Genomic DNA, 26685 nt, shown 5'->3' with positions numbered 1-26685 from the left:
TAAAGAGTAGTAAGCGATCGACTATTACCAACTACCACTAAGCTGTCACGCATTTAAATCACTTATTAAGATTGCAGGGGAGCAGGGGGGCAGGGGGGCAGGGGAGAGAATTAGACGAATTTTCTTCTGTTTCCAAACAATCCAATTTAAATGCGGAACAGCTTACCAACTACTAACTGCTAATAAGATTATGGCAAAAGTAAAATTAATAGAAGTTACCCGCAAATTTAATAATGTCACCGCTATTGAGGATATTACCTTTGAAGTTCCTGATGGGGAATTTTGGGTGTTAGTTGGGCCTTCGGGCTGTGGCAAGTCTACAATATTAAGAACGATCGCAGGTTTAGAATCTGTTACTAGTGGTGCTGTTTATATTGGCGATGATTTAGTAAATCATCTCCCGCCACGCCAACGGGATGTGGCAATGGTTTTTCAAAATTATGCTCTTTATCCTCATAAGACGGTAGCAGAAAATTTGGCTTTCGGTTTACAAATGCGAAAGGTTGCGTCCACAACTATTAGAGAACGAGTGGAAAAGGTGGCGCGATCGCTCGATATTTTCCATCTCTTAGATCGGAAACCAAAACAATTGTCGGGGGGACAACAACAAAGAGTTGCTTTGGGAAGGGCGATCGCCAGAGAACCAAAAGTATTTTTGTTAGATGAACCTTTGTCAAATTTAGACGCTCAATTGCGCGATGATACCAGAGCAGAATTAAAGCAATTACATCAAAAAGTCGGAGTTACTACTATTTATGTAACTCACGATCAAATTGAAGCCATGACTTTGGCTGATAAAATTATTGTTTTAAATCGGGGAATAATTCAACAAATTGGTGAACCACAAGAAATTTATGCACGTCCTAATAATAAAATGGTAGCGACTTTCTTGGGTAATCCCCCAATGAATATTTTACCTGGAATTTATGTAGGTGATGGCTTTAAAATTGGGGAACAAATCTTAGGTTGTCCAAGTTTTGTCAGGGATACTTTAAAGTTAACGCAAGGACAAGGTTTAGATTTGGGTATTCGTCCCGAATATATAGAAGTAATTGAACCGCAGAGGCGCAGAGAACGCCGAGAAGAAATAGGGGGAGGAGAGTTATTTGTTGATGTGAAAGTTATCGAACCTTTGGGAAGAGAGACTTTAGTTCGTGTTAGTTTGTCTGGATTAGATTTGCAAATGGAGGTGTTAACACCCGGTAATTGGCGGGGGCGAGTGGGCGATCGCATTTCTGTACAATTAGACTTAAATCACCTGTTTATTTTTGACCCTGTTATTGGTAATACTCTTTATCCTTTAAGGTAAAATGTTTAGTTCTTTCGTGCTACTTTGCTAAATTTTTGGTCAAAACCAGACTGGGCAAGAATTTAGCTGTCTTCATTAGGTAATTCTTAATTTTTGCATTAAGGTTTTGCTGATGAAAAAATTTCCCCGATATTTCAATCCTACCGGGGATTTATTTCGCCAATAAACTGCTTTAGATTGAGGTGAAAATACAAGATCCTAAGATGGAAGCAGCGACAATTGCGATCGTTACATTAGTGAAAAACTTCCCTACTTCTGGATTATCTCCTAACGCTGCATCGTTTTTACCAAGAGTAAAGAATAACGACCAAGCTTGATTAACACTGATCCGTGCAAAGTTGTTAAAATCAGCGTTGAAAATAGCAGAAGCATAAGAATAGTTAGCTTTCATGTTCCGTCTCCTTAATTTTTAGTTTTCTCTTGTGTCTTATCTCTGTAAATAAATGTAACAAAAAGTAAAGAAATGTAAAGCGATCGAGATCACAAAAGTATGTAATCTCGATCGCTTGCCCAGACATTTCGATCTCCGCGTAGTTTGATGAGAGTTCTTGCAAAAGTCGAAAATATTGTTTTTTTACCACAGATATCCACAGATGAACCGATCGATTATGATTTTACCCATTCGTAAAGTTCCATAGTTTCCGGGTTACAACTATGACAACTCCCACATTTTTTGGTTTCTAATTTGCGAACTCGTCCTTTGCTTTCGAGTCTATTAAGCATTAACCGCAAAGCATCGGGATCTGACTGGAAATGTTGGGCGAGTTCTGCCAAAGAACTAACAGGACGATCGCGCAAATATTGCTGAAGTTCCTGCAAAATCATAAGCTTATCTCCTAGCAGTTTCTAGAGAACGAACTGGTACTTCACCTATTGATTTAATTCGACGACGATCGCTAAACAATTTTAATCCAATTAACACACCACCCATCACCAAAAGTAAACCTACTAACCAAGTCGTTGCATTCATTGGCGCAGCATTAAAAGTCATAAATTGGTAGTAGAAAACAGCTACCCAATAAGCTAATCCAGTTGTCCAAGCAGCGACAAAAATTGTCCATCCTAAATTAGTTTCTCGATAAACCGCAGCAGTGGCAGAAACACAGGGGAAATACAATAACACAAATAGGAGAAATGCGATCGCTGCCGTAGTACTACCAAACCGAGTTGCCATTTGTCCAAAAGTAGTATAATTTACTTCTTGCTCCTCAGCAGCAGTTTTTAGATCGCCTGTGCTATTCATAATACTAATTCCCAATGGATCGAGTATTTGATTGCTCAAATCTGCTAAATTTTTAGGAATACTTGCAAAAGCTTTACCCATATCACCCCAGAAATCAAAAGCTTCCTCTGGTTCCTCTTTTCCACTTGATTGTTGTGCCAAAGAAGTGTAAAGAGAATCCATAGTTCCTACCATTACTTCTTTAGCAAAAACTCCGGTAAATAAACCTACTGTAGCAGGCCAATTTTCCTGTTGAATACCCATCGGCGTAAATACAGGAGTAATGGTGCGACTAAAAGCACTCAAAATCGAATCTTGACTATTTTGTTTCCCGAAAGATCCATCCACACCTACAGAGTTAATTAATCCCAAAATTACCACCATAATTACAATCATTTTTCCCGCTTTAGTGATGAATGCTTTCAGTCGATCCCAACCGCGAATTAGCACTCCTTTTATAGTAGGAATATGATAGGGTGGTAACTCCATGACAAAAGGTGCTGCTTCTCCCCGAAATAAGGTATGTTTCATTACTAATCCGGTGAAAATTGCGGCTAAAATTCCCAAAATGTAGAGAAGAAATACAATGTTTTGTCCATTTGTGGGGAAGAATGCGGCACAGAATAAAGCGTAAATTGGTAAACGTGCGCCGCAAGACATGAAGGGATTCATGATAATTGTCATTAAGCGATCGCGCCGATTTTCCAAAGTTCTAGTTGCCATAATTCCGGGAATATTACAACCAAAACTTACCATCATTGGCACAAAAGATTTACCCGGTAATCCCATAAATCGCATTAAGCGATCCATCACAAATGCCGCTCTTGCTAAATAGCCAGAATCTTCTAAAATAGCTAAGAAAATGAACAGTAATCCAATTTGGGGAATAAAGGTTGCTGTGGTTTGAATCCCACCGCCAACTCCATCAGAAAGTAACCCAATTAACCAACCAGGAGCACTCATTTGTTTTAATACATGAGCAGTTCCCCCGACAAAAATTGTCCCGACACCAATATCAAAAAAGTCAATAAATGCGCCGCCAACGTTAATCGAAAAGAGAAACATCAAGTACATGACAACCAGAAAGATCGGGATACCCAACCAACGATTGAGAACTACTCGATCGATCCGATCGCTCACAGTTTGCTTAACAACATTTGTGCGTTGCGTGACTCCCTGCATAATTTGATGAATCCAACTATACCGACTATCAGCAATTAGCAAATCGGTATCTTCTCCTAATGTTTGATGAATGAGATGGCGATGTTCGCTAATCTTTCGCAAAACCTCTTGTCCTAAGTCGGGAAGATGGCGATCGTCATACTGCAACAAATTTAAAGCAAACCACCGAATATTCGCAGAGTTCCCCACAGATTTCGCTCGCAAAATCGGGATTAAATCTGCTAAAGCATCTTCAATTACAGGCGGATAAGCACAGTACGATCGGGGAATTGTTGGTTGTGAAAATGCTAGAGCGATCGTATCACACAATAAAGTAATTCCCTTCCCCGTATGAGCAGATAAAGGAATCACCGGACAATCCAATCTTTCAGCTAAAACTTCCGGTTCAATGCTAATTTCTCGGTTTGCTGCCAAATCCATCATATTTAAAGCAATCACCATCGGTACACCCATTTCTAAAATTTGGGTAGTCAGGTAAAGATTGCGTTCTAAATTGGAAGCATCGACAATATTAACTATGAGATCCGCTTCACCAGAAAGTAAATAATCTCTTGCTACTAATTCATCAAGTCCAGTTGTACTATCACCCGCATCGATCGAATAAACTCCCGGTAAATCAACAACCGTAATTTGGTTAGCTTCATTAATATTTTTACCACGATAACGATAACTACCTTCTTTGCGTTCCACAGTCACACCAGGCCAATTTCCCACGTGCTGATTTGCACCCGTTAAGGCATTAAATAAAGTGGTTTTTCCGCAGTTAGGATTTCCCACTAATCCAATTACTTTGTTTGCCATTATTTCACTTCCTAGATTAATTCCACGATTAAAGCATCAGCTTCAGCTTTGCGTAAACTTAAACGAAATCCCCGCACTTCAATTTCAGTAGGATCTCCCAAAGGTGCATGGCGAGTAACTGTAAATTCTGTGTGTGGGGTAAGTCCCATTGCTAATAATTTGCGTTTATAATCACGGGCAGTTGGTTCGTATCCGATCACTTTCATTACCGAACCGATCGCCGCATTCCGCAGTTTAACCGTAGAATTACTATCAGTTTTCATGGTTGTATTCCTTGGTGTGAAAGAGTTATCTGGAACTGTTCCTGAGTATTTGGCATCTCTCACCTGAATCTGTTGCGCCATATCTGCACCTAATCCCAAGCGTTGCTCGTTAAATCCCACAATCACAGAACCAGTTCCCGATGCACTAACGATCGTTAACTGCACCCCTGGCATTAATCCCATTCCCATCAAGCGGTTGTTCGCTTCCCCGCAGTTCAACGAAACTATGCGTACACAGTCCCCTGCTTTTGTGTTTGCTAAGAAAGTTATTCCGGTTTCTGATTTCTCATCCATTTCATCAAAACTTACGACTGGGTATTCGCTCAAATAAACAAACGATCGCCAATCCTCATGCTTGAGGTCCACTAGCTCTTCACCGTCCATCTTTCCCTGCTTGAGGATAGTCTCATTAAGAATTATTTTCAATAAATACCATGAAAATTTGAAACTAAATACAGATTTTACTAAACCTTAATAATTTCAGCAAGTCTGTGAAAGCTTAGTTTACAACGATTTCAGCTATGGGATCGTTTTGGCGATCGACTGTTCGAGTCGATAAAAATTTCTAACTTCTAATTCATTTATTGAGATTTTACTTCAAGTAACTAAGGAGCAATCGATAAAAAGCGGATTAATGCAATGTCAGATGAGGCGATCGATCTTTCAGATATTCCAGAAGTTACAGAAGAACAGATGAAACGGGCTGTACTGCGAGTTGGTGGAAAACCTGTTGAGCGCAGTCAGCGGCGTGTCGATCTCTTGCTAGATGCTTTTATCGTTGAATATTTTGAGGCAAAGGCAGGGGATCAGGAGTATCAGGCACTAATTAATCTTTCCCTAAATAAATTAAGTAAGTTGTTGTGCTTTAGCACTCTTATTACAGCTAGAATAAGAGCGCTAAAGCGCAACAACATACCCTTTTAAACTGCTTGCTTTTCCTCAAATTGTTTCAATTCACTTGGAGCAACTGCACCAAATTCGGTAATAATTGCGGTAATTAAATTTGCCGGAGTCACATCAAAAGCGGGATTATAAAAATCTACCCCTTCCGGCGTAATTCGGGTTTTTCCGATTTGGTAAACCTCTGAAGGATCGCGTTCTTCAATAGGAATTTGACTGCCATCAATTAAACTAAAATCAATTGTGGAAAGTGGTGCAGCGACAAAAAAGGGAATGTTATGGGCTTTGGCACAAATTGCTACGCTATAAGTGCCAATCTTATTTGCAGTATCGCCATTAGCAGCAATTCGATCGGCACCGACAACCACCGCATGAATTAAACCTTGCTTCATACAATGGGCTGCCATACTATCAGTAATTAAAGTAACAGGAATTTCATCTTGCACGCATTCCCAAGCGGTTAATTTGGCACCTTGTAAACGAGGACGAGTTTCGTCAGCAAAAACCCTTGCTAAACGTCCTTCTCGCCAAGCCGATCGCACTACACCTAAAGCCGTACCATAACCAGCAGTAGCTAAAGCCCCAGCATTACAATGAGTTAAAATCGTCAACTTTTCTGGGGTTTTTGGTAAAATTTCTAAACCTCGATCGCCGATCGCTTGACAAGTTTGTAAATCTTCTAAATTAATACTTTTTGCCGTTTCTAGTAATACCTCTTTTAGATATTCTACTGAACCTAAAGTGCGACTGGCAGCAGTTAACATTCTTTGAATTGCCCAGAATAAATTTACCGCAGTAGGACGAGTGGCACTTAACTTTTGGGCTACTTTTTCTAATTGGCTTAAAAACAATTCCCGACTTTCGGCAGTAATTTCTCTCGCCCCTAAATACATCCCATAAGCAGCAGCAACTCCGATCGCAGGTGCACCCCTAACAATCATCGTTTTAATTGCCAATGCCATATCATCAGAATTGTTAATTTCTACTAAAGTATACTCAGCAGGCAAACGATTTTGGTCAATTAACAAAACGTGGTCTGTTTGCCAAATTACCGGATAAACATGAGATTCTTTAAAGGTCATGACAGTTAGTGAAAATCCTGGACTAGTTTAAATCAATTTGCCTTCTATAATAAAACTTGAAGTAACGAAAATTTTGGAGAATAATCAAAACTATTAAGATTGCAATTATTTCTCCTTCTCGATTTAACTGTTATGCCGATCGCCTTTCCCCAACGCCTTTCTCACCCAAAGTTAAACATTCCGTTGCGATGGGTGTTGGTGGTTCCCTTTGTGTTGCAAACTGTAGGTGCAGTAACGCTTGTAGGTTATCTATCCTTTCGCAGCGGACAGCGAGTAGTAGAAAATTTAGCTCATCAGTTGATGAGAGAAGTTGGGAATCGCACCACACTTTACTTAGACAAAACCTTGGCAATTCCCCATCTAGTGAACCAACTCAACGCTGATGCAATTCGTTTAGAAATTATACCTAACTTCCAGACCGAAGACACAGCAACTTTAGAAAAGTTTTTTTGGCAACAAATCTCGCGGTTTCCTTCAGTTAGTACAATAGCGATCGCCAACGAACGCGGGGGTATGATTGGTTCCGGGTATAAAAATCCCTTATTTAGTGTTTATCGCACCCAACGCTTCGCCAAAGGCATCCTTTCTTTTTCTGATGTTGATGACCAAGGTAACAAGATCCGAACCCAAATCATTACTCAAAATTATGATGCCAGAATCAGACCTTGGTATCAAAGTCCCAAACAAGCAGGTAAGGCAACATGGAGCCCCATTTACCAATTTGTTAGCCAAAAAAATTATTTAGGAATTTCTGCGGGATTACCCGTTTATAACAGTTCCGGCAAATTTCAGGGAGTGGTAGCAACTGATATTACGCTCAATCATTTCAATCAATTTCTATCAACTCTACAGATTAGTCAATCTGGACAAGTTTTTATGATTGAGCGATCGGGATTACTAATTGCTAGTTCCACCGACTATCCCTTATTCACATCCCAAGCCGGAAAATTGCAGCGCACTAAAGCCACAGAAAGCACAAATCCCATCATTCGAGAAACAACTCGACAATTAACCAAACGTTTCGGAAGTTTAACCCAAATTAATAACATTGAACAGATTGATATTGAACAAAACAATGCCACACAATTTGTTCAAGTGATACCATTTCGCGATCGATTGGGAATAGATTGGTTAATCGTAATTGTAGTCCCAGAATCGGACTTTATCGGCGAAATTCAAGCAAATACTTATCGCACCGCACTACTTTGCGGTTTAGCCCTGATGAGTTCCATTTTACTGGGATTGTGGACGGCAAGGAAAATTACTCAACCCATTCAGAAACTGAACCGTTGCACTCAAGAATTTTCTGCCGGAAAACCCATAGCACCACTCTCTCCTACTGGGATTAAAGAAGTTGATGCTTTACGAGTTGGATTTAATCAAATGATGACTCAGCTTAACACCTCTTTCCAGGCACTACAAGAGAATCAGCAAACCCTAGAAACTTTTTTGGATAGCGTTCCGGTTGGCGTGAGCGTTCATGCTCCCTCTGGACAAGTGATTTTTGTTAATAATAAAGGCAAAGAAATCTTAACGCCGGGAGTGACACCAACTCCTGCGGAAAAACTTTCCGAAGTTTATCAGCTTTATCTAGCAGGTACTAATGAGTATTACCCAACGGAAAAACTTCCGGCAATTCGAGGATTAAAAGGGGAAGCAATTTATATTGATGATATGGAAGTTAAGGTAGATGGACGACGAGTGCCGATCGAAGTTAACACCATTCCGGTTTTTGATAAATCTGGTAAAGTACTCTATGCGATCAATGCTTTTCAAGACATTACCGAACGGCGACAAAATGAACAACTACGAGCCAACTATGAACGAGAATTAGAACAACAAGTCGCGGAACAAACAAGGGCATTAAGAGAAAGTGAAGCAAGATTTCAACAATTGGCAGCTAACGTACCCGGAATTATTTACACTATTGCTCATTCGCCAGATGGATCTACTCAACTGGAATATATTAGTGCAGCTGTTGAAGAAATATTAGAAATCAAACCTAAGCAAGCTTTAGCAGATTTTTCTCTCATTTCTAAACAATGGCATCCAGAGGATGTGGAAGCCTATAATTCTGCTGTGCGTCAAAATCTTAGCACCTTTGAGCCGTTTTCTTATGAATGGCGAGTGATTACGCCATCTGGTAAATTGAAGTGGTTATTGGCGAGACGTTCTTTGCTAGAAAAGCGAGACAATGGAGAGATCGTTGGGCATGGAATCGTGCAAGATATTAGCGATCGCAAATGTGCCGAAGCCGCTTTGCGCGAAAGTGAAGCTAGATTTCGGTTAGCATTTGATGATGCGGCAATTGGCATGGCACTAGTTGCCTTGGATGGAGAATTTATGGAGGTTAATCAGGCACTTTGCGAGATAGTTGGCTACAGGGAAACGGAATTATTACAACGAACTTTTTGCTCGATTACTCACCCGGAAGATCTCTATGCGATCGAGGAAAATATACAGCTATTGCTATCGGGAAAACAGCGTTCTTTTCAAATGAAAAAACGCTGCATCCATAAACAAGGAAAGGTGATTTGGACAATTCAAAGTACATCTGTAATCCGATCTCAAGAAAATGGTACTCCGTTGTATTGTGTTTCCCAAATTCAAGATATTAGCGATCTGCAATTAGCAGAACGAGTCAAAGATGAATTTATTTCCGTAGTTAGTCACGAACTCCGCACTCCACTAACTTCAATTTGTGGCGCTTTAGGGTTACTTCAATCGGGAAGATTTGACAATCAACCAGAGAAGTTCCAGCATTTTTTACAAATGGCAGTGAATAATAGCACTCGCCTAGTGCAGTTGGTAAATGATATTTTAGATTTGGAACGTCTGGAATCAGGTTGTCTCGAATTATTACTAGAAGAATGCAGTGCAAGTGAGTTGATGAAACAGGCAGTTGAATCAGTGCAAACTCTTGCCAATCAAGCATTGATTACGATTAAAGTTGCGCCGATTCATGTTAATTTATGGGTGAGTTCTGGTGCGATCGTTCAAGTAATCACTAATTTACTCAGTAACGCCATCAAATTTTCTCCCCCTGGTAGTACTATTTGGTTGAAAGCAGAGTTAGTAAATCATGAAACTTCTGATTCTGAGATTCGCTTCTCAGTAGAAGATGAAGGAAGAGGAATACCACCGGAAAAGTTAGAAAGTATTTTCGAGCGTTTTCAACAAGTTGATGCTTCTGATTCCCGTCAAAAAGGTGGAACAGGTTTAGGTTTAGCTATTTGTAAAACGATCGTCCAAAAGCACAAGGGAAAGATTTGGGTAGAAAGCGTGTTAGGAAAAGGCAGTACTTTTTATTTTACGATTCCGCAAATAGCAACAGATTTATAATTCATAATTTAAAAGCGGTAGAACAGATTCAGATCTACCGCTGGTTTTAGCGATCGCTTTTTTAATAAATTGATTATGTAGTAGCATACCCTGAAGAAAAATAGCAAAATTTTTGAGAACATGGCAATCTATAGTCAATCAAAAAGACCGGATATAAATCAAGATTTCTGCATTCTCACCATATCTCAAAACCTAGTTCATCGGCAGAAAAAATCTGTTATTTAACAACTGAGCGACGCTTGCGGAGCATAGAACCAGCAGCGCTCAAGCCTACCAAAGTTAAACCAACTATAGCAGAAGGTTCGGGTACTTGCGCCAAGTTTCCTGCCAGTGCAACGCCATCATTACCACACTCAACAAACACATTAGCAAGATAGCTACCGCTAGCCAACAAAGAACGGTTAAACTGGAATCCGATCATTTGAGTACCAGCTGCACTAAAGTGACCAAAGTTAAGACCCGCAGCAGTCAACTGAGAAGCAGTGAGCATTGTAATATCACCCACCTTCGTACCTGAACTGATGACATTCAGAATTGGTGTAGTTTGTCCGAAGTAGTTGTAAGCAGCTTGTGCTGTTGACAAGTCTGTACCTTGAGTATTGGTTCTATTAAAACCACTGTTATAGTATTGGTTCAAGCTGTTGTAGCCGTGATTCACTCCTGTAACGCTAGCAGCCTTAACATTACTGTAAACTCCAGTACTGGCAGCTAAAGAATCATTAGCACCAGCAAAACGAATGCCAAACAAACTGTTTGTATTGCTTGCAGTTTGGAAATTCTGCCCGGAAAAGTTGAAGAATAAGTCTCCCCAACCAATGTTTCCATCAGCAGCGCCGCCGTTAGTAACTCCTGTCAAAGGCATACCACCAGTAAGTGCAACGAAAATGCTATCAGCCGTTTCTTTGATAGCCATGCCTTTAATTTCAAAGCTTGACCCGCCAGAGCCATCATTCAAAGCATCAATGCCATAGTTCCAGCCATTATGTAGTTGTCCGGCAGTAGCTTGCTGACTAGTAGCAGAAATAAGACAAATGCTCGCAGCGGCGGCTCCTAATAAAGAGCGAATTTTTGTGCTTGTAAATTTCATTTGTTCTTCTCCTGATAGGTAATGAAGTCTAATGTTTTGTTATTAATAATCTAATCAATTAACTATGAAATTAAAATCAGGGAAGTTGGTGTTTTCTGTAAATTTATAATGAAAGTTTGGGGCTTATTTAACTGCTTATCTGTGCAATTTCAACTAGAAGTTTTACAGAGTTTTTACTGAGAGATAAATTTAATTTTGACTTACTATCAGTATTTATCGCATAAAACCTAGAATTTTTCCGTATTTCCCTAAACGTTGCCTAAGTAAAACCCGTGACTTTGATAAATATACTGAGTTTTCAGTCAAGAAAAGAGGAGCGGGCGATCGCACTTTTCCTACCCTAAGCAACTTGAGAAATAACTAAGTTTTTTAAGCCGGATTTGGGATAAAACAAAAAAAGAGTGAGCCAAAAAGCTCACCCCAGAACTTCAAAAAACTATTAATTATTCACTCACGCAGGAAGCGACAATTTGCGCTTGCTGCCACAACTTAAACAAAAAGAATTCAGTTCGATCGCTCATCGTGACGACAAAAACTCCCTCATCGCTCTCAGAACTTGCCGAAACCCAGCTGCCGCGCAAACTAATTTCGACATAATCGACATCGCAAGCACTTACAGAGACAATTTCAGAATCTTCGCGTCTTGCCTCAATTTCCAGACGTTCAATCCCTGGCAAATCAGCAGGTAGCAAGAACGAAGCAGTGCTCGGTTCAACGCAAATATGCCAACCAGCGCGGAGGGACAGAATCACCCGTGCCGTGACCCAATCTTCTAGAGATTGTGCCAGACGCTCTAAATTAAAGCCATTTTCGGTGTAAGTGAGTTTCAGCATTATCGGGTTTCTCCCGCTTTTATTCCAGATTTTCTTGCTGTTCGCGCCAGAACTGTTCGGCAAAAGAGACTGCTGGGTGCATCGGCGCTTTCGGTTGACTTCGCAATAGCATTCCCGCTTGTAAAGGAGTACGATCGCCCTTGCGAGAATTACACCTTTCGCAGGCAATAACTACGTTATCCCAGCTGTGTTTTCCGCCCTTCGATCGGGGAATCACATGATCCAGCGTCAGATTCTTAGTACTACCGCAGTATTGGCAGCTATAATGATCCCGCCGCAAAACCTCACGCCGATTCACCGGAGGCACTTTCCACAATCGTTCATTGCTAGTAACAGTCAGACGAATCTGTTGTGGAACATGAAACACCTGCGAAGGCGATCGAATCTGCAAAGTCTTACCCTTAATCAGATCCAAAGGTTCCGCCTTACCAGTCACCAACAAAACAACTGCACGTTTAATATTGACTCGACTCATCGGCAAGTAGTTCTGCGAAAAAACCACCACCGACTGTCCTAATACATCCATTGGATTGCGTATCTGCGATTGCGAAGCTATCGTCACGATTCAACTCCTTATTTAAAAACCCCCGCCTCTTTGTTTACTTAGAAGCGGGGGTCAGAAGGTTTTTGATTCTTCTTGTTTATGCAGGTACAGTTATTCTGTGCCTGTACCTCCCGCTTCGTCTCGGTAAATTTGCTTTTAGATTACGTTGATGATTGGCGACACTAATAAAATCGCCATCTTCCGAAATACCTCGTTCTCCAAAAATATAGATTCCCCTCAACAGACAATCCACCCCTATACCCATTCCAGCACGCCAGGTAGCTGTTTTGCCACCGTCGAAGCGTGGGAAAGAAGGCATTTGAGTGGAAAGAGACTGTTGGTAAATCACTGGAGTAGTTTTTGAAAGCTGTAACTTAGAAATCTTACTTTTTAAATACTACACTTGTATTATAGATTTGTCCACCCTTTTTTGGAGAAAAGTTCATGCAAGCCTTAACTCGTACCTCAACCACCGAAATGGACGTTACCAGCATTCGTTTAGAGAGAGAATTGAAAGATAGACTGAAAGACCTGGCTGGCAATCAGGGATATCAGGCATTAATTCGGGAAATTCTCTGGAATTACGTCCAACAAAAATCAGGTTCGTACAAACCCCAATTTTCCAAATTGGATATCAGAGCCAGTATACCCGCCACAGCCCAAAAAGAAGAACGCTGCGTACTCACAGGACAGTTTATTCAACCCCAAGAACCCATGTTATTAGGACTTACGCGCCAAGGAGAATTGGTGCCACTCAGCGTCGAAAGTTTGGCAGCAGGTTAAACACCCATCTCGCCGGGGAACCAAATCCCCGGTTTACAAAAATAATTAAATTAATATAAATAGCTAGTTATGACCTTATACATTTTGATCCCCCTAAATCCCCCTTACCAAGGGGACTTTGAAAGGAGTTCTCCCCCTTGGTAAGGGAGACTTAGAATCTGGTTCCCCCTTTGGTAAGGGAGACTTAGAATCCGGTTCCCCCCTTTGGTAAGGGGGGTTAGGGGGGATCTAATCTGCGTTACATTAAATTGGATTAAATGTCTCTTTTCAGTCCTCTTCAGAGGACTTAAGCTATTAGCCAGGGACTTGAGTCCCTGGCGGGATGGAAGATTTTCGACACAGGAAGAACCACGATGCAACTAATTAAGCGAACCACCCTTCATTACCAAGAAGGAACTTCCGACAAAGTTTATGAAGTCGATCTTTGTTTGGTTGGGGGCGATCGATACGTGGTAAACTTCCGCTACGGTCGCCGAGGCGCTACCCTCAAAGAAGGAGTAAAAACCGAGCAACCAGTAACTCTAGCCCAAGCTGAAAAAGTTTTTGAGAAATTAGTCAGCGAAAAGACAAAAAAAGGCTATCAAGATGTTAGCAACACTGGAGTTGCTGAAACTCCCGCACCGAAAAAAGCTAAATCTTCAGATCCAAATAAAGCCCGTAAAACTGCGATTTTAAATCGACTTGCCGAACAGGAAGAGGAAAATTGGCCTTTAGAAAGAGTGATTTGGCGAGCCGGAGAATTAAAAATTAAAGAAGCAGTTTCCTCACTTGTAGAACTTATCGGTACAGACGAACCTTTAAGGGATTATTGCATTGCTTGGGCGTTAGGAAACTGCGGTGATAAAAAAGCTTTACCCGCTTTAAAAGAGTTATATCAAAATCCCCAAACTCCCGAATTCGTGCGGCGAATTTCTTGGGAAGCAGCATTTAAACTTTCGGAGGAAGCAGAGAAGGGGAATTTGCGATCGCAAAAAATAGCCGAACTACCCAAGCTATTACAAGAAACAGCTAAAAATGGTTCGGCAACAGAATTTGCCAACCTCTTAAAAGCATATCTACAGAGTTGCGATTACCAAGGTTTTGCCGTCCTCGATACCATCTACCAAATTAATAACGAAAATGTCCGTCCCGCACTCTTAGAAATTCTGCGAACCGCACCATTTAAACCGAACTATTTCAAACAGATTCGCCACATTTTCAAAGTAGCTGAATATCGTTTAGATGCAGAAGTTTTTGGAATTATAGCTTACCGGATTGAAAAAGAGAAGGCAAATTTTCGTACCGATCGTTATCGGATAAATATTCCAGAAGTTGGTGAATTAGTAAGATACGGTTACAAATATAATCCTGACACAAGGCAATGGTATCAAGTTGCTAATGATGAGATTTCAGCAGAATTAAAAAGCCCTAATTCAAGAATTGCTTACAGCAGTTTAACTCGTGATTATCTACAAAGTAGGGTTTGGCGCACCCTAAAAAAATTAGGAGAAATCAGTGATGATAATTACGTGAAAATTGCTGCTAACATTCTTTTACAATATTCCGATAATGATGCACAACCAGTCAAAACAACAACTGTCTCTCAATGGCAAAGATTCAACGATAATTGGGAGAATATTACTATTAGTAAAAGCTGGGATATCTACGCTGGCTATCTCACATTTAATCACATCCTTTATGAAAACAGCCCCCGTTACGAATACAAAGAAAATAACAAAGCGTGGTTATGTAAAGAAAACTATAAACCAGGAGATCCAGAACCAAATGTACGGGAAGAAGCTTTCCCGAAACTTTGGGAACAACAACCTACAGAATTGTTGAATTTATTATTAGAAAGTAACTGCCAACCAGTACATCAATTCGCCATCAAAGCATTGCGCGAATGTTCTCAGTTTTGCACAGAGTTAGACACAGCAACAATCATTAAATTACTGAGTAAACCTTATGAAATCACAGCGAGATTTGCCTTTGAATTAGCCCAAAGTCTTTACAACTCTGCCGCACCTAATTTAGAATTAGTTTTAGCTTTAGCAAGTTGTGTAATTCCTGAAGCTAGAACCACAGCTTATCGCTGGATTGAAGAAACAAGAGAACCCTTTCTCGCTGATGCTAATTTTATCACTGCTTTAGTCATTAATCCTTTTGCTGATACTCGCCAATTCGCCCGTCAACTCCTCAATTCTTCAATTCTCAATGAGAATGCAGCAAAACTTTTAATCGTTAAAATCATCACCGAAGTTTTAGCATTACCCAACGACGCAGGGGAAAAAGCAAAAGACATCGCGGAAACTCTCCTAACTTGTTTTACTCCGCAGTTACGCACTTTGGGAATGTCAATTATTCAAGATTTACTGAGACATCCTGTATTAGAAGTGCAAGAATTAGGCGCAAGAATCCTCTTAAATCATGAAACACCAGCCGCAAATTTACCACCCGGATTAATCGATTCTTTAATAGTCTCAGAATACGAATCAATTCGCGGACTTGGGATTAGAATTTTTGGACAACTTCCCGATTCAACTTTATTAAATCAGTATTCATTGCTCATCGCAATGGCAACTCATGAATTAGCCGATATTCGTAACGCCATTCGCCCAGTTATTCGCCGCCTCGCAGTAGATCATTCTGACTTCGCCGCTAGGTTAGCAACGGAAACGATCGATCTTTTAATGATATCAAAAACAAAAGAAGAAGTTTGTCAATATCTCGTTCGTTTCTTGAAAGAAGATTTACCAGAATGGATGACAAATATTAGCAAAGATACTGCTTTGAGATTGCTAAAAGCGAAATCTTCTGCAACTCAGGAATTAGCAGGGTATGTAATCATCGCCAATGCTGATAAATGGGCAGAAGAATTTGAAACAATGGAAATAGTTAAACTGGCGGATAATGAAATTTTAGCTGTGAGAGAAGCGGCGCGAGAAATATTTCTGAAAAGCTTGCCTCGCTTGCGGGGAAATGAAGCAGAAATGTTATCTGGCGTGCGAATAGTTGAAAGTAAATGGGAAGATAGTCAAGAATTTGGTTTTCGCTTATTCAATACTTTCTTTACTGCGGAAGATTTGACACCCAGCGTGTTAATTACTCTCTGCGATAGCATCAAAGAAGAAGTTCGCAGTTTTGGGCGAAACTTGGTAACTCGCTATTTTCAAGAAGCTGACGGACAAGAGTATTTGCTAAAATTTAGCGAACACCCAGCAACAGATATGCAGTTATTTGTCACCAACTATTTGGAAAATTACGCTGTTAACGATCCCGAAAAATTGGAGGAATTAACACCTTATTTTATCACAGTTTTGTGTTTAGTAAATCGGGGAAGTGTGGCGAAAAAACGCATTTTTGCTTTTTTGAATGGGGAGGCGCAAAAGAGTTTAGAAGCTGCTACCGTAGTAGCAGAAATCATGACCCGACAATCTGCAACAATGGTAATAGCTGATAAGGCAGCTGCGATCGAATGTATGGTAAACATCAAACGCACTTATCCAGATTTAGAATTACCAATTTTAGTGAAAGAATTTAAAACCGCAGATGAACGCAGATGAACGCAGATGGAATTTATATTCCTTCGCATCTTAGCAGATAACCTCTCATCATTTCTTTCTTTGCGTCCTTTGCGTCCTTCGCGGTTTAAAAAAATGAATTATCGTTACACTGTAGTTATTCAAGGATAACAATTGCTATGGAAGTAAATTACGCTTACAAAGGAAGTACTGCTGTTGTCGATAAGGGCGATCGCACTCAGATGTCATTCTCCCCCGACACCAAGCGCGAACCTACATTTTTCATCGGAGAATTGCGCCAAAATATCGCTTTTCGAGAAGCAATTAGCGCCTTACATGACGTAGTTGTTTCCGACTTGCGTTTCAAACCAAAAGATAAAACAGAATATAAAGAATGGGCGGCGAAACAGTTAGAAATTGACTGGCAAAAAGTAGCGGTACAAAGGCAAGAAATTGTTAACCGAATGCAGGAATTGCGGACGGAATTGAACAATTTGTACAATCAACATTATCAACGCCTCAAACCATACTATGATGCTAGAGAAAAATTTCGTCAATACGCATTCCGCAAAGAATTAGACATTTACTTTCTCTTCGATCCAGTAATTACAGTTCACCCAGACGAAATATTTTTTGAATGTTTCAGTGTCGATGAATCAAGTTATGGGCGACTCGGCGCAAGTTACGAAGTCTTTAAAAATATCGATGAATTTGCTTGCGGAACAACTAACATCGATTACTCTCACGATTTGTACAATGAGTTTCAGAAAATCCGCAATTACAAGACAACAAAATTAGAAGTCGATCCTTCAGGTTTTGAAGTTCAAACTACTAACGAAGAATCATTTAAAGAAGTCAAAATCGATTTACCAGATAGCTGGGTAAGGGGTTTTTTACAAGTAAGTTCCGCCATGTCTTTACCCGCCACAAAATTCGATTTACACCCAATGGATATTCACAATCTTTGTTTCGTTTTGCGGCGACACAAAGAAAAGAAAGGGCCAAGAGGAATGCGGTATCATCTAACACCTGGGCAACCTGTACGGGTAGTGTTTGAACCCTGGAATATTGAGGTTGTCTGTTCCCGTTCTCCCTACTTGGGAAATGACGAACAGGTAATTCGCGTTTGGGGTCGCCGTCGCTTGCACATCTTGGAACGCTTGATTCCCATTGCGAAAAAGTTTACCGTTTATCTACTCGGTACGGGGATGCCTTCCTTTTATGTTGCAGATTTGGGCGATCTGTCCTTTACCTTGGGTTTGTCGGGATGGACAACAAACGATTGGGCGCAAGCGGGGAACTTTGACTTGATGGCACCTCGCGCCGAAGTGGATAACTTGACAAAACAGCAAATTTTCAACGCTTTAAAACAAAATTGGGCAGAAACGCCCGATGTGCTTGCCCGTAGATTGAACTTAGACCGTTCTGTAGTTCTCGGTGCATTAAGTAGTTACACGCAAGCTGGTAGTGCAATTTTTGACTTAAACAAGCAAGTATATCGCGTGCGGGAATTAAGTCGCGAACCGCTACCAATGGAGAAATTACGATTTGCTAATGAAAGAGAGGAAAAAGCGACTCGTTTTTTAAGTCAAAATGCGGTCGAAGTTACTTCTTGTACTAGCGATGCTGCTAATGTTTTGGTTTTGCAAGGTGTGGTCAAAGATCAGGAAAAAACTTATAATCCCTCTTTGACGATCGACTCAGATCAGCGTATAATTCAAGCAGAATGTACCTGCAATTGGCACTTACAAAATAAGTTGTTCAAAGGCCCATGTGAACACATTTTGGCTTTAAGAACACATCACTTTCGTCAACGCAGGTAACTTCCAAATTCGCTATACCAGTAGGCACCAACAACCTTGCATTCTGGGCAGTGGATCGCTGTCCTTGCGCTTAGTCCGCCCACGCATCACTAGCCCGCTCTTGACTGTGCCTAGTCTCAGGTACCCTCGCTATTCCGGTTTGGTTTCCGTGAAACTAATGAGCGAGGGTACCTGGACTAGGCTGGAGTTGAGCGATCTAGTCCTGAGATGTTTACGAAGGGGAAACCTACTGGTAATAGCGTTTTATTTTTTGCTTAATTTAATCAGTTTGGATGGCAGAGATTATGAGCGAACCAATTAAAATTCTGTTGCAAACTACCATTTCCACGACTGAAGATGATTGGAGTATTGCCCGTTTCTCGCTATTAAGAGATTATCTCGCCTCTGTCAAAGATGAAGCCGGAAATTATCTATTTCAAGTAACAGCAAGAGATCGAGAATCTGATGCCCAAGGAAATGACCCAGTTTTAAGTAATTTGGGTGATTCGGATTTTGATGAATTATGGTTATTTGCTGTTGATGTGGGTGATGGTTTAACCAAGCAAGATATTGCCGGAATTGAGGCATTTAATAAGCGTGGAGGGGGAATTTTAGCAACGCGAGATCATCAAGATTTGGGTTGTTCTATTTGCGATATTCCGATAATTGGCGTTGCCCATTATTTCCAAACTAAAAATCCCGATCCAGATGAAACTCGGCGCTGTGTCGATGATATTTATACTAGTTATATTTCTTGGCCTAACTATCATTCTGGACGCAACGGCGACTATCAAAAAATTATCCCTGTTGCACCCATTCACGAACTATTAAAAAATCCCGATTTGCCTTCAGGAATCATCGAATTTTTCCCCGCCCATCCCCACGAAGGCGCTGTAGGAATTGCCCCAGATGCAAAGAATGGCAAGGTAATTGCTATGGGTAAAAGTTTAGTTTCAAGGCGAACATTTAACTTAGCTGTAGCTTTTGAAAGTGTCAAAGATTCTGAAGGAAATCAACTGGGGCGTGGAGTGGCAGAATCAACTTTTCATCATTTCTGTGATTACAATTGGGATGCGGATATGGGTTGTCCTAGCTTTGTGGATGAAGCTCCGGGAAACACTATAAAAACCGAACCTCGTGCTTTGGAAGATGTCCATACTTATATGCGGAATTTGGCTTTGTGGCTGGCACATAAAATGTAAAGAAATCTGCTAAATTAAGCTAAAATGATATGACTGAGCAACAACCTAGAACTCGCCAAGAATTATACGATCGCATCCGCCAAACTTCCAGAGAAGAAGTAATTTTAGAAGAAATGATTCGCTTAGGATTTTGGCCCGCAGAAGGCGAATTACCAACAGATCCAGCTGATGAGATTCGCAGACGTGGCGAAATAGAACGAGAACTTAATGAACTTTATCGCCAAAATCGTCAGCTGCACAATGAACCATATCTGAAAAAACAAGTTTATCTTCAACGTTTAGAAGAATCAAAGCGAAAACGTCAGGAAAATAAAGAACGTCGGGAAAGGGAAAGACAAGAAAGGGCAGAAGCTTGGCGACAAAGAAAAGCACAGGAAATAGTTTATTTAGGCGATCGCGTTTCTGCTGGATTAAACGATACTGAATACAATCAAGAAAGATTAGAAAGTTACGGTTTACCTGCTTATAATACCGCCCAAGAAATCGCTAATGCAATGGGGATTAGTATTGGAGAATTGCGCTTTCTCGCCTTTTCTCGAAAAACTTCGCCAATTACTCATTATGTGCGCTTCAAAATACCGAAAAAGACGAGAGGCGATCGTCTAATTTCCGCCCCCATGCCTCGACTAAAAAAAGCACAACATTGGATACTTCATAATATACTCGAAAAAGTTCCCCTGCACAACGCCGCACATGGCTTTCGCCAAGGTTATTCTATTGTTACTAACGCCCAACCTCATATCGGTGCAGAAGTTATTATTAACTTCGATTTAAAAGACTTCTTTCCCTCAATTTCTTACAAACGAGTCAAAGGACTTTTTCAATCATTAGGTTATTCAGATATTGCGGCAACAATCTTTGGTTTAATTTGTACAGAACCGGAAGTTGTTGAAGTAGAATTAGATGGAAAAACTTATTATGTAGCACTTAGCGAAAGACATTTACCTCAAGGTGCGCCCACGAGTCCAGCTATTACTAATATAATGTGTCGGAGACTCGATCGCCGCCTCGAACAAATGGCAGAAAAATTAGGTTTTGTTTACACTCGCTACGCCGATGATTTAACCTTTTCCACTTCCGGCGAATTTAGCCGACATATATGCAATATTTTAAGACGTACTGAATCAATTGTCGATCACGAAGGTTTTGTCATTAATGAAGAGAAAACTCGCATTATGCGAAATACTAATCAGCAGGATGTTACTGGAGTGGTTGTTAACTCTAAACTCAATGTTGATAAAAAAACTTTAAAACGTTTTCGCGCCACTTTGTATCAAATAGAAAAAGATGGTTTAGCGGGGAAACATTGGGGACATTCGGGAAATTTACTCACTTCAATTCAAGGGTTTACTAACTATGTTTCGATGATTAATCCCGAAAAAGGCGCTGAATTCCAAGCACAAATTGAACGAATTAAAGAGAAATATGGAAGGAAAAAGCCTTAATTTTTGTAACCTTGTCTCTGAACATAAATTTTTTTAAGTTTTTCCTATTCGCTATCCTACACTTGTGTATGCTAGATCGAGGATTAACATTCACCTGGTCAGATGTGTGCTTTCTATATCTGATGTGGGAATACTAGCTTTAGATTGCCCAAACTGAATAATTGTTCAAAATGGAGGTTGGATATGACAGTTAGCTCTCTCAAAGGTACAAATTTATGGAATAGAGTGTTAATCGGAGCGTTAGTCGGAGCTATTGTAGTTTTGTTGGGTATTGTGTTTTACCAAACTAGTCAGCTAAAAACCCCCCCAATAGTTGATCCAGGTTCACTGATAGTTCGTCAAGTTAAAGATGTAAGTGAATTGACTACAGCTATGTTTGAAATGGATGCTGTGGTGCCTGTAACTGAGAAGGGTTTCCTCAACTTGGAGAGTAAATTGCTATATGTTGCTCACGGTAATGTCCGAGTGGGAGTTGACTTAAAAGAGTTTCAAAATACTGATGTGCAAGTTGAGGGAGATAAGATTACTGTAACTTTACCACCGCTAAAGGTTCTTGACAGTAAGCTTGATCTGGAACATTCCAGTGTTTATTCATACGATCGAGGTTTTTTAGGGTGGGGGACCTGACGTTGTTAACTTACAAGCACAAGCTCAACGTGAAGCTATTAAAAAAGTTGAGAAAGCTGCTTGCCAAAATTGGCTTATAAAGACGGCTAGTGAGCGAGTTGAAAAAACTGTTGAACACTTACTTAGCCAAGTTCTTAAGAGTCAAGGCTACCAAGAGATTATTGTCAAAGCCCAACTTCCCTCTGAAGATTCTTGTTCAACATTGTAAGTCTAAAACTTCGCAACGCCCGAACAAATTATAAGTACAGTAGGGTGGGCATTGCTTACCAAAAACTTAAATTGTTAACCAGGTATACTTGTAGGCAATCCCTACTCTATCTCTATTCCTTTGTTATTTTGGATTTTATTTAGGCTATACTTAATTACTATCTCAACTGGAAATTAAGCAAATTTCTTTTATGAATGAAGATAGTCTCAACAGAATTCAAGGGTTGTTAGAACAATTTGTTTCAGCGAGTAATGAACGGATGACTCGTGTGGAAGAGTCTTTAGCTGCGAGTACTGAACGGATAATTCTTCTGGAACGTGGTATTGGTGATTTACGTACTTCTATTAGTGATTTGAGAGATATTATTGTCGGACATGAGAGACGAATTATGAGCTTAGAAGGTAGAAATGTAAATTTGTGGGATGATTACATTAATCTCGCAGAACATATCCAAGCTTTAGAGAATTGGGAACTTCAGCAAGAGGAAAAAAATCATCAATTTAATAGTAATTGAAGTGATGGAAAATGGCGATCGCACAACTAACTTCTTATCATAAAACTTGCATTTCTTCCTCTAATAAACTCCACAAAGATAGATCGGTAAAATCCGGGATAACTTTAAACGCACCAAGATCGTAAAGCTTTTGTGGATCGTGAGTAGAAGCAATTCCAATTGTGCGAATTCCTGCACCGACAGCAGAACGAATACCAGAAGGTGAATCTTCAAAAACTAAAGCTAATTCTGGGGTAATATTTAACCATTCAAGGGCAAGTTTGTATATAGCAGGATCGGGTTTTCCTTCGATGACATCTTCTTCCGCTACAAAAAGGCGATCGAAGATTTCTGTTAATTCTAAATTTGCTAACATAAAATCTACATTTTTGCGGGGTGCATTGGTGACTAACCCCATTTTTAAACCTTGTTCTTTTGTCCAATTAATGATTTTTTCGACTCCAGCTAAAGGTTTCAGTGAAGGTGCTAATTCTCGAAATCGTGCTTCTTTAGCTTCAGCAAATTTTTCGCCTTCTTCTAAAGTTAAATGAGGCAATATATCCTGAATGATAACCGGATTTAACCGCCCACTAATCCGACTTTTGTAAAAAGTTTCATCCATTTCTATCCCATGATTTAATAACATTTCTTGCCAAGCTTGGAAGTGCAAAGGGTCAGTGTTGACCAAAGTTCCGTCTAAGTCAAATAAAATTGCGGCTAACATAGTCACTTATCTAATGGTGTAATTTTTTGCCAACTCACGATCGAAAATATCATCTTTTAGGGGGAAACGATCGCCAAGCCTACGAAGATATCCTGAATTAATAACTTTGTAATCTAACAAACATTAATCCATGAATAACCCACTAATCCGAATTGTGCTGTTTGCTTTGTTACTCTTATTCCTGATTTATCCCTTTGGTGCTTTAAGCGGTGTAATGCTTTTGTTGATTGGCGCAGTTTTTCTGTGGACAGTTTGGGGTATAGTAGAAGCGATCGCAGGTACAACTTTTGACGATCGATCCTAAACAAGGAGTTAACTATGGGATTGGGTTTACTCGCTGACGGTCGGTGGGTATCAGAACGAGAACAAGAAGACTCTCAAGGCAAATTTATTCGTCCTGCAACCACTTTCCGCAACCAAATTACAGCAGATGGTTCAAGCGGTTTTAAAGCGGAAGCAGGACGTTATCATTTATATATTTCTTGGGCTTGTCCTTGGGCGCATCGTACCGCAATTATGCGGAAATTGAAAGGTTTAGAAGATGTAATTAGTCTTTCAGTTGTACACCCAGTAATCGATCAAAATGGTTGGGAATTTTCCGAAGAACCTGGATGTATTCCCGACACTGTTAATGGTAAAGATTATCTCTGGCAAATCTATCTTAAGGCAGATGAAAAATACGAGGGACGAGTGACAGTTCCCGTACTTTGGGATAAGCAAACGGGGGCGATCGTAAATAATGAATCCCGTGAAATAATCAAGATATTTGATACGCAATTTCAGGATTTGGCTAAGTCAGATTGGTACTTTTATCCTGAGAATTTGCGGGAAGCGATCGAGCAAACGATGGACAAGATTTACCAACCAATTAATAATGGTGTTTATCGTGCCGGATTTGCCACTAGTCAAACCGCTTACGAAGAGGGAGTAACCGATTTATTTAACGCCCTCGATTATTGGAATGAAGTGTTAGGAAAGCAAAGGTATTTGTGCGGCGAACAAATTACCGAAGCTGACTGGTGTATGTTCACTACTTTACTGCGTTTTGACCCAGTTTATTACGGTCATTTTAAATGCAACTTACGCCATATTTGGGATTATCCAAATCTTTGGAATTACCTAAAAGAACTTTACCAAATTCCCGGAGTTAAAGACACTTGCAATCTCGACCACATCAAACGGCATTATTACATCAGTCACAACAAAATTAATCCAACTCGCATCGTTCCCAAAGGGCCAATTATTGACCTTGATTCACCGCACGATCGCGGTTAAGGAGATGGGGAGATGGGGAGATGGGGAGATGGGGGGATGGGGGGATGGGGAAGTTTAACTCAAAACTCAAAACTTAAAACTCAAAACTCAAAACTCAAAACTCCCCCACCTCTTATTCCCAGTTCCCAGTCCCTAGTCCCCAATCACCAATCCCGCACATTACAAGGTATACTCCAAAGAGAGAGCCTTTTTATTTGCTGATAATTTCCTGGGGCTGGAATTATGACATCCTATGTAACCTCCTCTGCTAGATCCGAAATGAGTGAATTGCGGCGTTTGAAGAGTCTATTGCCGCCAGAAATGCAGAGTTGGGTGACGGTTGAGGGAACGACTGAAATCAATCCACCCCTGATCCGCTGTGAAGAAATCGGTAAAGATCAGGTAGAGATTCAAATTGATTTGGTGCGCTGGGATCAGCTGGCGTTAGATCAGCGCAATTTGGTGTTTTGGCACGAAGTTGCTCGGATTCAAAACGACACTATTCCGAAAGATGGTTGGGAAATGGCGGCGTTAGCGATCGGTTTAGGTGGCGCAGTTGGTGAACTTTGGGTGCAAGATGGGTTGCTGTTATTGTTAGCGTTGGCGCTGTGCGGTGTTTCTGGTTGGAGATTGTATCAGAAGAACAACGGAGAACGCACAATTAAAGAAGCGATCGATGCTGATGAAAAAGCGATCGCCCTCGCCACCCGCTTTGGGTACACACTCCCCAACGCTTACAAAAGTTTAGGTAGTGCTTTAAAAACTCTCCTCGATCAAAGCAACAACAAGCGCCAACGCAGTCGCTACGAAGCAAGACTGCAAGCTTTAAAACGCAGTGCGAACAAAGCAAAAGCTAAAGTTAAAGCCGAGCGTGGTGAAGATTTTTAGAGGACTATGGACTGGGGACAAGGGAAATTTTTACTTTCTGCACCCCTGCCCCTCTGCCTTCCAAATACCTGAACTTTAGCTGTACTTTCCTGTAACAGGTATTAAAGGTAATTTCTGAATTAAAAACCACCTTTAACTAAATTTATTCTACCAATTAAGATTCTTCTAAAAACTTTTTCACTCCGGGATGATAATTTAATCCGGCTTTTACCTGACTTTTAGCTTTGGCAATACTAAACTCATTCCAAAAAGTATCTTTACCTTTTAAAGTCGCGCCTTTAGGATAAATAGCTTTAGCTAAATTGTAAGCTTTTTGGGGTTCCAGAGATTTGTTGATATAAAGAAAAGAAGAAGTGGAAATAGTATCAACTTCTTGGTCTTGCCAAGGATAAGTTTTTGCCGGAATTTTGGTTGGTGAATAGGAAACAGTATCTGCCCCTAACTCTTTTTGATTCTCTTGGAAGAATTGTCGATCGATCGCCAGTAATTTAAGTTTTTTGCCTTGTTGAGCATTAATTTGTTTGAGTAAAGGTGCGCCAACAACAGCAGTGTAAAAAGCTGCATCAAGTTCTCCCTTACTTACCTTTTCAATACCTTCTGAAACTTCCATTGGGATAATTCGTTCAGCAGTTACATCCAAATCACTAATTTGATAAATCAAAACTGCACTAATATAAGTTCCTGATTTTTCTGGCCCTACTGCTACTCGTTTACCAGCTAAATCTTTCACATTTTTGATGTTAGAAGCAGGATTGACAAGTATGTGAATAGCTTCATTATTTATCGGAGCAAAAACATTAATATTATTTGCCAATTGAGCTAAATTTTGATCGGTTAGATTGCGAAGTAGTAACATAGCATCTTGTTGAGCAAATGCTAAATCCGAAGCACCTTTTCCTAATTGTTCCAAATTTTCTGATGAACCAGAAGATTCCTTAATATTAAGAGAAAATCCGCTACCTTTGAGACTGTTTTGCAATTCAGTAGCAGCTTGATAATAGAAACTATTGTTACCAGCTGTGAGAATAGATATAACTTCCTGTGCAGTTACAGATTTTTCTAGCACAGAATTGCCCAATATTAGCATTAACGCAGTAAATAGTACTACAAATGAAAGTCGTAGCAATTTTTTCATTAGAACAACCCAGTTAGTGAAATAATCAAATACAATACATTATATAGTTAATAATTTCA

24 protein-coding genes are annotated in these 26685 nt (G+C 40.2%); 14 read left to right on the top strand and 10 right to left on the bottom strand.

The genetic code is table 11. The features are described 5' to 3' along the window. The first annotated feature begins 190 nt into the window (after positions 1 to 190). Positions 191 to 1309, top strand: a complete 1119-nt coding sequence (locus ACE1CA_RS07180) for an ABC transporter ATP-binding protein (protein WP_413275645.1) — start codon at positions 191 to 193, stop codon at positions 1307 to 1309. Between the two features lie 172 nt (positions 1310 to 1481). Here the strand turns inward: ACE1CA_RS07180 and ACE1CA_RS07175 are convergent, their stop codons facing one another. The 4 genes from ACE1CA_RS07175 to ACE1CA_RS07160 all read right to left on the bottom strand — a co-directional run bounded on the left by ACE1CA_RS07175 (position 1482) and on the right by ACE1CA_RS07160 (position 5143). After that, complete coding sequence (locus ACE1CA_RS07175; protein WP_413275646.1) at positions 1482 to 1700, bottom strand: hypothetical protein; 219 nt, start codon at positions 1698 to 1700, stop codon at positions 1482 to 1484. 215 nt (positions 1701 to 1915) lie between these two features. After that, positions 1916 to 2134, bottom strand: coding sequence for a FeoC-like transcriptional regulator (locus ACE1CA_RS07170; protein WP_413275647.1), 219 nt, complete (start codon positions 2132 to 2134; stop codon positions 1916 to 1918). Between the two features lie 4 nt (positions 2135 to 2138). Continuing rightward, entirely contained in the window at positions 2139 to 4514 is a 2376-nt protein-coding gene (feoB, locus tag ACE1CA_RS07165) for a Fe(2+) transporter permease subunit FeoB (protein WP_413275648.1), read from the bottom strand. Positions 4515 to 4525: 11 nt separating this feature from the next. Further along, entirely contained in the window at positions 4526 to 5143 is a 618-nt protein-coding gene (locus ACE1CA_RS07160; protein WP_413275649.1) for a FeoA family protein, read from the bottom strand. A gap of 273 nt (positions 5144 to 5416) precedes the next feature. On the opposite strand from ACE1CA_RS07160, the gene ACE1CA_RS07155 reads away from it, so the two are divergent. Continuing rightward, a complete protein-coding gene (locus tag ACE1CA_RS07155; RefSeq protein ID WP_413275650.1) occupies positions 5417 to 5701 on the top strand; it encodes a hypothetical protein in 285 nt (94 codons plus the stop codon). Here ACE1CA_RS07155 and mtnA read toward each other — a convergent pair. Continuing rightward, on the bottom strand, positions 5698 to 6759 hold the full coding sequence (mtnA, locus tag ACE1CA_RS07150) for an S-methyl-5-thioribose-1-phosphate isomerase (RefSeq protein WP_413275651.1): 1062 nt from the start codon (positions 6757 to 6759) through the stop codon (positions 5698 to 5700). The genes ACE1CA_RS07155 and mtnA overlap by 4 nt on opposite strands. Before the next feature lie 99 nt (positions 6760 to 6858). On the opposite strand from mtnA, the gene ACE1CA_RS07145 reads away from it, so the two are divergent. Next, positions 6859 to 10101, top strand: coding sequence for a PAS domain S-box protein (locus ACE1CA_RS07145; RefSeq protein WP_413275652.1), 3243 nt, complete (start codon positions 6859 to 6861; stop codon positions 10099 to 10101). A gap of 217 nt (positions 10102 to 10318) precedes the next feature. Here the strand turns inward: ACE1CA_RS07145 and ACE1CA_RS07140 are convergent, their stop codons facing one another. From ACE1CA_RS07140 to ACE1CA_RS07130, 3 genes are all read right to left on the bottom strand, one after another. Then, the gene (locus ACE1CA_RS07140) at positions 10319 to 11188 is read right to left on the bottom strand and encodes an XDD3 family exosortase-dependent surface protein (RefSeq protein WP_413275653.1); all 870 of its coding nucleotides are present in this window, start codon (positions 11186 to 11188) and stop codon (positions 10319 to 10321) included. Positions 11189 to 11631: 443 nt separating this feature from the next. Further along, entirely contained in the window at positions 11632 to 12021 is a 390-nt protein-coding gene (locus tag ACE1CA_RS07135) for an alr0857 family protein (protein WP_413275654.1), read from the bottom strand. A gap of 19 nt (positions 12022 to 12040) precedes the next feature. After that, the gene (locus ACE1CA_RS07130) at positions 12041 to 12547 is read right to left on the bottom strand and encodes an HNH endonuclease (protein ID WP_459563545.1); all 507 of its coding nucleotides are present in this window, start codon (positions 12545 to 12547) and stop codon (positions 12041 to 12043) included. Positions 12548 to 13009: 462 nt separating this feature from the next. Between ACE1CA_RS07130 and ACE1CA_RS07125 the strand changes: the two genes are divergently transcribed. From ACE1CA_RS07125 to ACE1CA_RS07090, 8 genes are all read left to right on the top strand, one after another. Further along, positions 13010 to 13348 carry a hypothetical protein gene (locus tag ACE1CA_RS07125; RefSeq protein ID WP_413261062.1) on the top strand — a complete coding sequence of 113 codons (339 nt, stop codon included), beginning with the start codon at positions 13010 to 13012 and terminating at the stop codon, positions 13346 to 13348. A 353-nt stretch (positions 13349 to 13701) separates the two neighbouring features. After that, on the top strand, positions 13702 to 16890 hold the full coding sequence (locus ACE1CA_RS07120; RefSeq protein WP_413275656.1) for a HEAT repeat domain-containing protein: 3189 nt from the start codon (positions 13702 to 13704) through the stop codon (positions 16888 to 16890). A 6-nt stretch (positions 16891 to 16896) separates the two neighbouring features. Next, complete coding sequence (locus tag ACE1CA_RS07115; protein ID WP_413275657.1) at positions 16897 to 17019, top strand: hypothetical protein; 123 nt, start codon at positions 16897 to 16899, stop codon at positions 17017 to 17019. Between the two features lie 8 nt (positions 17020 to 17027). Then, positions 17028 to 18671 (top strand): SWIM zinc finger family protein, encoded by a 1644-nt coding sequence (locus ACE1CA_RS07110; protein ID WP_413275658.1) that lies wholly within the window; start codon positions 17028 to 17030, stop codon positions 18669 to 18671. Positions 18672 to 18955: 284 nt separating this feature from the next. After that, positions 18956 to 19852: a hypothetical protein gene (locus tag ACE1CA_RS07105; RefSeq protein WP_413275659.1), complete on the top strand. Its 897-nt coding sequence runs from the start codon at positions 18956 to 18958 to the stop codon at positions 19850 to 19852. Between the two features lie 29 nt (positions 19853 to 19881). Continuing rightward, a complete protein-coding gene (locus ACE1CA_RS07100) occupies positions 19882 to 21297 on the top strand; it encodes a reverse transcriptase family protein (RefSeq protein ID WP_413275660.1) in 1416 nt (471 codons plus the stop codon). A 183-nt stretch (positions 21298 to 21480) separates the two neighbouring features. Next, entirely contained in the window at positions 21481 to 21924 is a 444-nt protein-coding gene (locus ACE1CA_RS07095) for a DUF4230 domain-containing protein (protein WP_486517703.1), read from the top strand. Positions 21925 to 22322: 398 nt separating this feature from the next. Next, entirely contained in the window at positions 22323 to 22646 is a 324-nt protein-coding gene (locus ACE1CA_RS07090) for a hypothetical protein (protein WP_413275662.1), read from the top strand. Between the two features lie 37 nt (positions 22647 to 22683). On the opposite strand, the gene ACE1CA_RS07085 is transcribed toward ACE1CA_RS07090, so the two are convergent. Beyond that, positions 22684 to 23349 carry an HAD family hydrolase gene (locus tag ACE1CA_RS07085; RefSeq protein WP_413275663.1) on the bottom strand — a complete coding sequence of 222 codons (666 nt, stop codon included), beginning with the start codon at positions 23347 to 23349 and terminating at the stop codon, positions 22684 to 22686. Between the two features lie 130 nt (positions 23350 to 23479). Here ACE1CA_RS07085 and ACE1CA_RS07080 point away from each other — a divergent pair, with 130 nt between their 5' ends. From ACE1CA_RS07080 to ACE1CA_RS07070, 3 genes are all read left to right on the top strand, one after another. After that, positions 23480 to 23653 (top strand): hypothetical protein, encoded by a 174-nt coding sequence (locus tag ACE1CA_RS07080; protein ID WP_413275664.1) that lies wholly within the window; start codon positions 23480 to 23482, stop codon positions 23651 to 23653. Positions 23654 to 23667: 14 nt separating this feature from the next. Then, positions 23668 to 24624, top strand: coding sequence for a glutathione S-transferase family protein (locus ACE1CA_RS07075; RefSeq protein WP_413275665.1), 957 nt, complete (start codon positions 23668 to 23670; stop codon positions 24622 to 24624). A 222-nt stretch (positions 24625 to 24846) separates the two neighbouring features. Continuing rightward, positions 24847 to 25491 carry a DUF3318 domain-containing protein gene (locus ACE1CA_RS07070; protein ID WP_413275666.1) on the top strand — a complete coding sequence of 215 codons (645 nt, stop codon included), beginning with the start codon at positions 24847 to 24849 and terminating at the stop codon, positions 25489 to 25491. Positions 25492 to 25645: 154 nt separating this feature from the next. Here ACE1CA_RS07070 and ACE1CA_RS07065 read toward each other — a convergent pair whose 3' ends face one another. Further along, positions 25646 to 26626, bottom strand: coding sequence for a TAXI family TRAP transporter solute-binding subunit (locus ACE1CA_RS07065; protein ID WP_413275667.1), 981 nt, complete (start codon positions 26624 to 26626; stop codon positions 25646 to 25648). Between the last annotated feature and the right edge of the window lie 59 nt (positions 26627 to 26685).

Source organism: Floridaenema evergladense BLCC-F167, assembly GCF_041929205.2.
In the GTDB taxonomy this organism is placed as follows: Bacteria; Cyanobacteriota; Cyanobacteriia; order Cyanobacteriales; family Aerosakkonemataceae; genus Floridanema; species Floridanema evergladense.
The sequence above is the reverse complement of the archived record's forward strand: the minus strand, read 5'-3'. Positions and strand labels throughout refer to the sequence as shown.